Annotated in this window: 8 protein-coding genes; 5 read left to right on the forward strand and 3 right to left on the reverse strand. The window is 44.7% G+C overall.

Going from position 1 to position 12,275, the window contains the following annotated elements; genetic code table 11:
- The first annotated feature begins 90 nt into the window (after positions 1-90).
- From NQ564_RS08000 to NQ564_RS08010, 3 genes are all read left to right on the forward strand, one after another.
- Complete coding sequence (locus NQ564_RS08000; RefSeq protein ID WP_021861802.1) at positions 91-1,596, forward strand: 4Fe-4S binding protein; 1,506 nt, start codon at positions 91-93, stop codon at positions 1,594-1,596.
- A gap of 25 nt (positions 1,597-1,621) precedes the next feature.
- Entirely contained in the window at positions 1,622-3,028 is a 1,407-nt protein-coding gene (locus NQ564_RS08005; protein WP_008155666.1) for an aldo/keto reductase, read from the forward strand.
- 349 nt (positions 3,029-3,377) lie between these two features.
- Positions 3,378-4,373 carry an IS110 family RNA-guided transposase gene (locus NQ564_RS08010; RefSeq protein ID WP_129649941.1) on the forward strand — a complete coding sequence of 332 codons (996 nt, stop codon included), beginning with the start codon at positions 3,378-3,380 and terminating at the stop codon, positions 4,371-4,373.
- Between the two features lie 217 nt (positions 4,374-4,590).
- On the opposite strand, the gene NQ564_RS08015 is transcribed toward NQ564_RS08010, so the two are convergent.
- Positions 4,591-5,754, reverse strand: a complete 1,164-nt coding sequence (locus NQ564_RS08015; RefSeq protein ID WP_008145766.1) for an MFS transporter — start codon at positions 5,752-5,754, stop codon at positions 4,591-4,593.
- A gap of 122 nt (positions 5,755-5,876) precedes the next feature.
- On the opposite strand from NQ564_RS08015, the gene NQ564_RS08020 reads away from it, so the two are divergent.
- Positions 5,877-6,746, forward strand: a complete 870-nt coding sequence (locus tag NQ564_RS08020) for an AraC family transcriptional regulator (protein WP_008145763.1) — start codon at positions 5,877-5,879, stop codon at positions 6,744-6,746.
- Between the two features lie 15 nt (positions 6,747-6,761).
- Positions 6,762-7,433 carry a DUF2461 domain-containing protein gene (locus NQ564_RS08025; protein ID WP_008145761.1) on the forward strand — a complete coding sequence of 224 codons (672 nt, stop codon included), beginning with the start codon at positions 6,762-6,764 and terminating at the stop codon, positions 7,431-7,433.
- Between the two features lie 6 nt (positions 7,434-7,439).
- Here NQ564_RS08025 and NQ564_RS08030 read toward each other — a convergent pair whose 3' ends face one another.
- Together NQ564_RS08030 and mgrA are read right to left on the reverse strand one after the other, a co-directional pair.
- Positions 7,440-10,406, reverse strand: a complete 2,967-nt coding sequence (locus NQ564_RS08030) for a PD-(D/E)XK nuclease family protein (protein ID WP_008145760.1) — start codon at positions 10,404-10,406, stop codon at positions 7,440-7,442.
- 226 nt (positions 10,407-10,632) lie between these two features.
- Entirely contained in the window at positions 10,633-11,625 is a 993-nt protein-coding gene (mgrA, locus tag NQ564_RS08035; RefSeq protein ID WP_129650011.1) for an L-glyceraldehyde 3-phosphate reductase, read from the reverse strand.
- Positions 11,626-12,275 lie beyond the last annotated feature (650 nt).

The following is a 12,275-nucleotide window of genomic DNA, read 5'->3' on the forward strand; positions in this document are numbered from 1 at the left end:
ACATCAATCCGTAATTCGTGTAAGTTGTAAACCATTTCCTTTCACTATTTTTGCAACATAAAATAACAGACTATCTAAAAAGAGCTTATTATGTTGCGAACAATCAGACTTACAACTGCACTCATCTGTTTTACGCTTGTCACCCTGCTGTTTCTCGATTTTACGGGAACATTACATGTATGGTTCGGGTGGTTGGCAAAAGTACAGTTCCTGCCGGCAGTATTGGCACTAAACCTCGGTGTGGTACTGTTTCTCATTGCATTGACCTGGATTTTCGGTCGGGTTTACTGTTCTGTAATTTGTCCTCTCGGTATATTCCAGGATATTGTTTCATGGCTGGCGGGGAAACGGAAGAAAAATCGTTTCCGTTATTCCCCCGCGTTGTCTTGGTTAAGATACGGAGTTATGGGAATATTTATCCTTGCCATGATCAGCGGATTAGGAGCATGGGCGGCATTAATCGCACCTTACAGCGCTTACGGGCGCATCGCCTCCAACTTATTCGCCCCCTTCTGGGGGTGGGCAAATAACCTCTTGGCCTACTTAGCAGAACGGGCAGACAGTTACGCTTTCTACGAGACGGAAGTTTGGCTACGGAGCCTCCCTACTTTCATCATTGCCACAGTTACCTTTATTACACTAATCATACTTGCCTGGCGGAACGGAAGGACCTATTGCAATACGATTTGCCCGGTAGGTACGGTTTTGGGATTGATCTCCCGTTTTTCTGTTTTCAAGCCGGTTATCGATACGTCCAAATGCAATGGTTGTGGCTTATGCGCCCGTAATTGCAAAGCAGCCTGTATCAATACAAAAGCACACGAGATCGATTACAGCCGTTGCGTCGATTGCATGGACTGCATAGACAAATGCCGGCAAGGGGCCATCCGATATACACGCAGAAAAACAAACAAAGCAGAAACACAGGCTAACCAACCGGTTGTAAACAAGCCCGACCGCCGCAAGTTCTTTACCGTATCGGCATTACTTGCCACTTCAGCAGCCCTGAAAGCCCAGGAAAAAGTACAACTTCCGGACAAGAAAGTCGACGGCGGATTGGCTATCATTGAAGATAAAAAGAAACCGAACCGGACGACACCGATCACCCCTCCGGGCTCGCTGAGCGCTGCCAACTTCTCCCAACATTGCACCGCATGCCAGCTTTGCGTATCGGTTTGTACGAACCATGTACTTCGTCCTTCGGGAAACCTGCAAACATTTATGCAACCAGAGGTATCGTATGAGCGAGGATATTGTCGTCCCGAATGCGTCAAATGTTCGGAAGTCTGCCCGACCGGAGCGATCCGCCCGATCACGAAAGCAGATAAAACAGCTATCCAGATAGGACATGCCGTACTGATCCAAGAAAATTGCATCGTCAATCGGGATGGCGTCACTTGCGGCAACTGTGCCCGCCATTGTCCTACCCAGGCGATCCTGATGGTGGCAAAAGACCCGAACGACCCGGATTCGCTTCAACTACCAGTCGTAAACGAGGAAAAATGCATCGGCTGCGGAGCTTGTGAAAACCTGTGTCCGTCCCGTCCGTTCAGCGCCATTTATGTGGAAGGGCACGAACAACACCGGAATATTTAATCAAGAAATAAAAGAATCATCATATATGAAAAAAGACAATCATCAAGCGATAAACCGTCGAGACTTCCTGAAGATTGTAGGAATCAGTACGGCAACTACCGCCCCATTGCTCTCCGGGTGCAACTCGAACAGCGGGGTGACCGCAGATTCAGGCAACTCCACTCCTATTCCTACAGATCAGATGACATACCGCACAACGCCGTCCACAAAAGACAAAGTTTCCATCCTCGGCTACGGATGCATGCGTCTGCCGACTATTGCCAAAAGCAGCGCAAGAGACAGCGACGACGAAATCGACCAGGAAATGGTCAACCGGCTGACCGACTATGCCATCGAACACGGTGTAAACTATTTCGACACATCGCCAGCCTATTGCAAAGGACGTTCGGAACATGCCATGGGGATCGCCCTCAGCCGTTATCCGCGTGACAAATATTATATCGCCACCAAGCTTTCAAATTTCTCTCCCGACACATGGAGCCGTGAGGCTTCTATCGCGATGTATAACAATTCGCTCAAAGAGTTACAAGTCGATTATCTCGACTATATGCTGCTCCACGGGATCGGTATGGGAGGCATGGAAGCCTATGAAAACAGGTATGTCAAGAACGGTATACTCGACTTCCTGCTCGAAGAACGCAAGGCAGGACGTATCCGAAACTTGGGTTTCTCCTATCACGGAGATATAGAGGTGTTCGATTATTTGCTTTCGAAGCACGACGAATACCAATGGGATTTCGTCCAGATCCAATTGAATTACTTAGACTGGAAACACGCCAAAGAGATCAACCCGCGAAACACCGATGCGGAATATCTGTACGGGGAATTACAAAAACGGGAGATTCCCGCCATCATCATGGAACCACTTCTCGGAGGGCGGCTTTCAAACGTACACGACCATATCGTCGCACGCTTGAAACAACGAGAGCCGGGACGAAGTGTGGCCTCATGGGCTTTCCGGTTTGCCGGTTCGTTTCCCGGTGTGCTCACCGTTCTGAGTGGTATGACTTACATGGAGCACCTGCAAGACAACCTACGCTCCTACTGCCCATTGCAGCCATTAACAGAAGAAGAAAACCATTTCTTGTTCGACACCGCCGACTTGATGATGCAGTATCCGACCATTCCGTGTAACGACTGCAAATATTGTATGCCTTGTCCCTACGGGATCGATATTCCGGGAATTCTGCTTCATTATAATAAATGTGTGAACGAAGGGAATGTTCCCCAGAGTGGACAGGATGAAAACTACCGCGAAGCTCGCCGAGCTTATCTGATCGGATATGACCGCAGTGTTCCGAAGCTCCGCCAGGCGGATCATTGTACCAGTTGCAATCAATGCAATCCACACTGTCCGCAGGGGATCGATATTCCGAAAGAACTACAGCGGATCGACCGTTTCGTCGAACAACTGAAACAAGAGACATTATAAAATGAAAGGAGGTGTGTCAAACGCTTGACGCGGGATCGCATTAAAGCTAGTCATATAAACATCTGATTGATAAGGTTTGCTCTTTTGCGGCCCCGCGTCAAGCGCGGGGACAAGGGGATTTTGACACATTTACATTTGCAGTATTAAATATCACAATAAAATATAAGTGTATATTTGAAAAGAAGAGTTGCAGTGAACTAACTTTGACACTAGTCTTAAATGACTATAGGCTGAATCAGACTGCAACTCTCTTAATAGGAGAACCTAGCCAGTTAGAATTGTAGGTTCACGACCTAATAAATGTATTAGCTGTTTCTCCTTCATGTTTAATACTGTAAAATACAAAATTATGAATTATTCTCATTTTGTAGGTCTTGATGTAGGAAAAAAAACTTTCGATGCATCATTAATGTCTGCGGCCGAAAAAGAGTTGTCTCACAAGTCTTTTGATAACACTCCAGAAGGGATCCAATCTTTATTGGATTGGATAGCAGGTTATCATCTCTCTTTATCCAAACTCTTGTTCTGTGCTGAAAACATGGGAAGCTATGTCACAGAGTTATCTGTTTCCAGTGTCTCCATGGGATTTTCCCTGGCTTTGGTTTGCCCGTTGACCATCAAGAAGTCCATGGGCCTACAACGAGGCAAAAATGACCGCATTGACGCCAAAAGGATAGCGAACTATGCGGTATTACATTATCGAAAACTAGAGTTATACAAATTACCTAACAAAGACTTGGTGAGACTGCGGGGATGGATTATTATACGTGACAATTTGGTCAAGCAAAAAGTATCAAGCATAAAGTTATTGGAAACATTCTCCCAGATGGCTAAGTTGGCTGATGTGACAGAATCCATTTCTTTTTTGGAAGAGCAGCTCAAGTCGATAAAAGAAAAGATCCTGGAAGTGGAAGAAGATATGGAGCAACTAATAGCCGCCAGTACATCGCTTTACACAAACTACTTGCTATTAAGAAGTATAAAAGGAATAGGAATTATCAATGCCATTGTATTACTGTGTGTTACTGACAATTTTCAAAGATTTGACACCCCGAGGAAATTTGCCTGCTATTGTGGGGTTGCCCCATTTGAACATACTTCAGGTATTTCCATACGGGGAAAAACGCAGACTTCTTCATTGGCTAACAAAGAAGTAAAAGTATACCTTACCCGAGCAGCTATTACTGCCATATCTTGGGATCCGCAGATGAAAGCATATTATAAAAGGAAAATAGCGGAGGGGAAACATAAAGCATCTGTAATCAATGCAGTAAGAGCCAAAATCATAGCAAGATCTTTTGCTGTGATACGAAGGCAGACTCCATTTGTAACATTAGCCGTATAATAAAAAAGGTCCTTAACTTCGAAAACATCTTAGGTTTAGGAAGTAGCTATACACTTCTGAAGAGTTGTTATGTCTATATACGAACTTACCCAAGGATACGTTAATGTTCGTAAACTTGGGTAAGATTTGAGAGATATTGTTTGGAAAGGACTTAGAATTCACCCCCTTTTGGACATTGAAAATAGCCATCCGGACTTAGGACGGCTATTTCCCCTTTTTAAAGTAACTTCCACTGAGGTTTAAGCACCATATAATTGAAAACCAAGAATACCGTCGTCCCCAACAGAGCAAAAAACGAACCGATCAATGCCGTACTTTCCAGCCCTGCCCCATGTTCGATCGACAATCCTCCGAAATAAGCACCCACAGCATTCCCCAAATTAAAGGCAAGCTGAACCATCGCCCCGCCCATCATCTCTCCGCCAGGAGAATACTGAAGCAACAACAATTGCTGCGGAGAAGAAACAGCAAACAGGCAACCAGTACAAACACACATCAGCAAAGCAGACAAAAAGCCGTACGAAGCAAAAAAATAAATCAGCAGAAGTGATGCAAACATCAGAAACTGCATGGACATCGCCACAATACCGGGCGTAAAACGATCAGACAAATGTCCTCCCAAATAGTTACCGATACACATACTCGCACCCGCCAGCAACATCAATACAGGCATTGCCCCGATACTGAAACCAGATACATCCGTCATTAACGGATTGACATAACTATACCAGCAAAAAGCTCCCCCGTTTCCTAACATGGTAGCAGCAATCAGCATCCACGGTTCCGACCTTCTCAAAAAACGAAATTGCCCTTTCAGATTCGTTGCCGGCAGGGCGGGCAAAACAGGAACCCACCTCCGGATAAACCAAATCGTTACACCACCCCACAACGCTGCAATCACAAAAACCAAACGCCAAGACAGAAAATGTCCCAGGAAATTCCCAGCCGGGACACCGAACAAATTGGCAACCGTCATCCCCATAATCATAATAGCTACAGCAGAAGTACTTTTCCCCTTCTCCGCCAAACGGCTGGCGACAATCGAACCGACTCCGAAGTAAGCCCCATGCGGCAACCCCGATACAAACCGGGCACACAGTCCCATCCAATAATCGGTCGACAGCGCCATAAGCAGATTCCCGGCAACAAAAAGCCCGACCAAAGCAAGCAAGATCGTACGTAACGGCCAACTCCTGGCCACCACCACTACCAACGGTGCTCCCACACATACACCCAACGCATAAGCCGAAATAAGATGTCCGGCTTCGGATAAGGAAATATCAAATCCTGCCGCCACATCCGGCAAGATACTCATCATAATGAACTCTGCAATCCCCAGCCCAAATGTACCAAAGGACAATGCATACAAACCTTTCTTCATAACCTATTCAATCTTTCTGTTTTTCCGGCCGCAAAGAAACAACAAAATTATTAAGTGTAATTGTCGCAGATTATGCGATTATTGTCTAATTTTACTGTGTTTTATCTGAAAATTCATCCGACATGCACGAGAAACTAAAATTCGAACAAATCAAAAAAGATAGTTGTGCCTCGTTACGCTACGATTATTCCAGCTTGTACCCAAAAGATGAAATGCCTCTTCATTTTCATCCCGAAATAGAAATATGTTATGTTGTGAAAGGTTCAGGCTACCGGATGATGGGCGACTTTCTGGAGCCGTTCGAGGAGGGAGAAGTCGTACTGGTCCCGACCAACCAACCACATTGTTGGATGTATAACCCGGAAAGTTGCGAGCCGGATGGGAAACGACAATGTATAGTCGTGCAATTCAACCCCGACCTGCTACAAGCCGGCCTGTCTTTTTTTACCGAATGGGAATATGCCGCTCATCGGTTATCAGCAATCCAGCAAGGTATCCTGCTGACAGGCGGAACTGCCGGAAAAATCAAATCCTGCTTAGAAGAAATGAACTGCTTGAATGCAAGCGAAAGGATGCTGATGTTGATCCGCATCCTGCAACAAATCGGAACCACAACCGATTTAATCCCTATCGGTTTGCAGGAAACGGAATTTAATGGTATCACCAAAAATATGAGACGCATGCAACTGATCTTCAAATACGTCATCGAGCATTACAAGGAGAAAATAACTCTTTCGGACGCCGCAAATGTAATCAGTATGAGTACAACGGCATTCTGCTCGTTTTTCAAACGTGAAACAGGCAAAACGTTTACAAACTTCATCAACGAATACCGGATAGAAGCCGTTTGCACTTTACTCCTCAACTTTCCGGATAAGGACATTAATGAAATAGCCTGGCAATGCGGCTTCACCGACATTCCCTACTTCAATCGCTCTTTCAAAAAGATGAAACAGATGACTCCGGGACAATGGAGATATAAAATACAATAAAAAGAATATCCTAATATGAATGCAGAAATCATCCGATTCTTAGACGATTTACGGCGGAACAATAATACCGTCTGGTTCCATGAAAATAGAGAACGATATGACAAACTTCGCCGTACCTTTATCAACGAAGTACAAGAATTAATCGAACGAATCAGTGTATTCGATCCTGACATACGGGGATTGGATGCCCGGAAATGTCTGTTCCGTATTAATCGCGACATCCGTTTCAGCCTCGACAAGTCGCCTTACAAGACTTATATGTCAGCCTGTATTGCTCAAGGAGGGCGTCATAGTATCCGGGGAGCTTACTACTTTCATCTTGAACCGGAATACTGCGTACTGTCCGGTGGTATCTGGTATCCCAAACCGGAAATATTGAAAGTCCTTCGACGTGAAATATACAATAACATAGATGAATTTGTTTCCATCATCGAAGAGCCTTCCTTCAAAGCTCTATACCCGTCACTCGAAGGGGACATGCTAAAACGTATCCCGGCAGGTTTCCCCTCCGATTCCCCTTATGGCCATATATTAAAGCACAAAGATTTCAGCGTTATCGGTATTAAGCCCGACAGCTTTTTCAGCCAGCCTGACTGGATGGAAGAAACCATCGATTGTTTTCGAAAGCTTCTCCCATTCAACCGCTTCCTGAATGAGATTGTGGATGAATATATGGGAAATCAGTGAAAAATCCTATTTCCCACAAATATCCTTAAACGGGCAATATACGCAAGCTTTGCCGTTCGGAGTTTGTACGAATGGGGTTTCTGTGTCGAAGATTTCATCCAGGCAATTTCGCAGACTGTTTTCAAAATCCGCATGATAATTGGCGAAGTCCAGGACCTGTTCTGTTTTAAACCGGTCTGTACGCCGGTAGATTCCGGGGTCGAAAGAGGGAGAAAAGAGAGTCCGCATGTAATAGATACCCGGTTGAATAGCAGTTGAAAGTTGAACCGTGCCGTACATCCATGCATACATAAAGACCTGCATAACCGCTTTAGAACGATCTGTATCTTCTTTGTCAAAAAGAGCTTCGACAGAGGTAAACTGTGTCGTTCCGCTCCCACTCTTGTAGTCGATGATGCGGACGGTATCTCGCACTTCGTCTATACGGTCAATAAATCCTTTCAGCTGGATATTGCTCTTATCCGTCAACGGGAAAAGGCATTTTATCTGCTTTTCCGATTCGATATAACGGAAAGGAGTCAGTTTAGCGTCCCTCTCCAACACTTTCTCTACATATTTGCGAATCATTTCGCCGATCAGGAAATTCTGTCCGGTGAGCGGACGGACGATATCCGTTTTAAAGAAAATTTCGGCAAAGGCACGGGCAATCGCTCCTGTCAACATAGGCGTATCTTTGCGGATCGCTTTCAGCAGATCAGCCGTCACCATCTTTCCGCAGAATGGCTGATACAATTCCTCCATCACCTTATGCAGGATACTTCCGAAAACATTACTTTCGATCGTCTCGCTTACCTCCTCTTCTTCCCGTATTCCTTCGACAACGGAGAAATAGAATTTAAGCGGACAATCCAGATAAGTATTGACTGCACTCGCCGATATCGCTCGCGTCCCGCCACTCCGGAAAGCCACCAGACGGTTCATGACTTCCTCCGTCTTAGCCACCTGCAAGGCAGGAGTCTTGGAAGAAGAGACATTGTAAACGACCAGCTTGTTTTGTATCGGTTCCTCATAATGATAATGCAACTGATGCACGAAACGACTTACCTCGCCTGTCTGCAATCCGTTACTCCGGGTATCATAAAGCAGGCTGACATGGCTGGCACGATAAATCAAACGATAGAAATGATACGCCCAAACACTGTCCTGGTGCTCGTATGTCGGCAAACCGAACCCCCGGCGGAGATTATAAGGAATAAATGAATTAGCCGCTTTCCTCAACGGGAAAATCCCTTCATTCATCGAAAGAATAATCAACCGGTCAAAGTCAAGCGCACGAGTCTCCAAAACCCCCATGATCTGCAAACCGGAAAGAGGTTCGCCATGGAAAGGGATCGTAATCGTATCCGTCACACGTTTCAGCAAACGGAAATAGGTGTCGATTTTCATCTCTACATTCGCCTCCCGCATGACTTCCTTCATCCGATTGACGGTAGCAAAATAATGGAAGATAAACTCCTGTTCGATGTCGTTAATAGTTGAAAGTTGAGAGTTGAAAGTGGAAAGTGGCTCCGCGTTGCTATCTTCACTTTCCACTTTCAACTTTCCACTTTCAACTGCTTTATTGAGTTCCTGCAACACGTTGATCAGGTAATCGGAGAAAGTTTCCACCGCAGTCACCGGAGTAAAGAGGATGGAGAGCAGAGACGTCTTATCCAGATCGTCATACGAGATGTAAATCTTGTTGTTTTCTGAAATATCTTTTACCAGATCGGAGACCACCTCCGGAGAAGTAGTCGAAATATATCGATGGTTCAGGATCGGCAAAACATCCCGGAAATAGAACACCGGCCTCCGGTCCACATAACGAATATTCTTTTGCAAAGCTAAAATATATTCCATCAAAGATGCGACTGGTGTACCGGCCAACGGATATCCCATCGTCACATTGATCCGTTTGATCTGTTCGGGGATGGCATTCAGGACCGGAATCAACAAATGCTCATCCGGCAGAATCACAGCCGTCCGCAACGCTTCTTCTGCACTCATTTCATCTTCCCTGCAAAGCTCGCTTAAAATACTGTGCACCTGCTTGGCCTGCCCAATACCGGAAGGGATACCGATCACCTCGACCTTGGGAGTTGAAAGTGGAGAGATGAAAGTGGAAAGTGGCTTCGCGTTGCTATCTTCACTTTCCACTTTCAACTCTCCACTTTCAACTTGCAACTGTGAAGGGAATCGCCGTAAATTGCGTTCCACGAAGTAAGAGGCTTTATTATCCGGATCTGTCACTTTCGGCGAAGCATAATCCCAGTAGAAATCTGCTATTTCCCGTTTCTGTAATTCAGACAGGAAACGTTCTTCAGCCACAGACAAGGCGTTCAAGCCGACAAACACGACTTTCGTATAGGGAAGGTCACAACATTCGTTTTTCTCCATCTGCTCGACCACTTCCCGGAAAATCATACCTTCATATCCCTTACCTTCGGCAGCAAGCGTTTCCCTCAAATCGGTATATAGGGCGTATAAGATTTGCCAGACAGCCAGAAACTGTTCCTGATTGGGTGTATCTCCTTTCGGGTAGAAAGAAGACCAGAAAGTCCGGATAGCCGCGATCTGTTCGGGACTCAGAAAACTGAAATCATTCTCAATTTCACGAAGGTCTGTCACGTTTGTGAAGAGCATGCGAGCGTCAACCATATATTTATCGATATCATCAAAGTCATTCAACAACATTTCCCCCCAATAGAGGAACTCATCGAATGTTTCAGAAGAACCGCTATGGTTCAAATAGATATCATACAGCTTAAACAACATGCTGATCCGGTCTGCAGTCTGCTTTCCACTCAACTGTACAAACAGGTCGTTGATGGTCAGGATCGTCGGAGAGAAAAGTGGCTTCTCCGACACTTCCGACAAATATTTCTGAAAGAACAATCCCGTACGACGGTTCGGGAAAACAAAAGCCAGACGGCTGACTTCCGCCCCGTATTTAGAATAAAAAAGAGATGCAACCTGATATAAGAATGGTTTCATTAATTGTTCGAATTAGTAAATACTGATTTATCAATATAAAACATGGATGACACGGTCATACAAAATAATTGTCGTTTGTAGGGGCAGGGCTCTGCTCTGCCCATTGAATCCGGATAAGGCGGACGTTATTTGCCTTGTCCGGATTCAATGGGCGGAGTAGAACCCCGCCCCTACAGGACACCTTTATTTTATTGTACACCGGTAAATGATGATTTATATTATTATTTTATTGTAATATACTCTCTATTGCCTGTAACTCTTCCGTTGAAAAAACCTTGTTTTGTAACGCCTTCAAATTATCCGTCAACTGTGCAACCGAACTGGCCCCCACTAAGACACTCGTTACCCGTTCGTCCTTCAACAACCAGGCGAGTGCCATTTCTGCAAGCGTTTGTCCACGTTGTTTTGCAAGTTTATTCAATTGGCGAACTCTACTTATCTTTTCTTCCGTTACCTGCTCGCGTTGCAGATGGCCTGTAGATTTGGCTGCGCGTGAGTTTTCAGGGATACCGTTCAGATATTTGTCCGTCAGCATACCCTGTGCCAAGGGCGAAAAAGCGATCATTCCCACCCCTTCCTGCTTCAGTAGAGGCAAGAGGTCCGGTTCGGTCCAGCGATCCAACATCGAATAGCGCGCTTGATGAATCAGACAAGGCACACGATGTTCCCCCAGGACAGCAAGCGCCTTTTCTGTCTGTTCGGCATTATAGTTCGAAATTCCGATATACAAAGCTTTTCCCTGTCGAACGATATCTGCCAACGCTCCCATCGTTTCTTCAATCGGTGTCTGCGGGTCCGGACGATGCGAATAGAAGATATCAACATATTCCAGACCCATCCGTTTCAAGCTCTGATCCAAGCTTGCCATCAGATACTTGCGACTTCCCCAGTTACCATACGGACCGGGCCACATATCATATCCGGCTTTTGTAGAAATAACAAGCTCATCCCTGTACAGCCCCAAACCTTTCTTCAAGATACGACCGAAGTTTTCCTCTGCCGATCCATATACAGGACCGTAGTTATTGGCAAGATCAAAATGTGTAATCCCATTGTCGAAAGCAGCATGCGCAATCTGAATAAAGTTACTGAACACATCCACACTACCAAAATTATGCCACAATCCTAAAGAGATGGCCGGCAACAACAACCCGCTCCGTCCGCAACGCCTGTACGCCATATCGGCATACCGGTTATCATTTGCTTTGTACATTTCCATACTATGATATTTTAGTTACAATGAATCCTTTTCAGAGATACAAATATAATCAAGAATACCAAAAGAATGGATGATCCGGATAAAAACAAAAAAAGGCTATCCGTCACGGACAGCCAATCTTCATTGTTAACCTTAAATCTAATACCATGAAAAACACAGTGCAAATATAGGCATTTTATGTTATGAAGCATACATTTTCACTTGGAAATCTCATTTATTTAAATCTATTTAACGAAAACATGCTATATAACATAATTAATCGGCATCATTTACAGTAAATCGGAACCCATTTTGCCACCATCCACACCTATTCTCACCTCCAAAAAACAACAGTATCCCCCTTAAAAGTCAAATATTACATAAAAATCTGATATACAATAATATGCTAAAATAGATGTTTGTTAAAAAAGATTACCCTTGCATGTAATTTGATTTAAACGGGGTAGAAAACTAAAATAGATGCGGTAATAGTTTCGATTTGAACCAATGCATTTTTGAAAGATATTACAATAAGGGATTGAAAAAAGACAAGACGTGTTTTAGAATTAACCGGAAAGAATCGGGACTGGCATAAAATAAAAAAGGCCATCCATCACGGACAGCCAATCTTCATTGTTAACCTTAAATCTAATACCATGAAAAACACGATG

The sequence above is a fragment of the Parabacteroides johnsonii DSM 18315 genome, from assembly GCF_025151045.1.
In the GTDB taxonomy this organism is placed as follows: domain Bacteria; phylum Bacteroidota; class Bacteroidia; order Bacteroidales; family Tannerellaceae; genus Parabacteroides; species Parabacteroides johnsonii.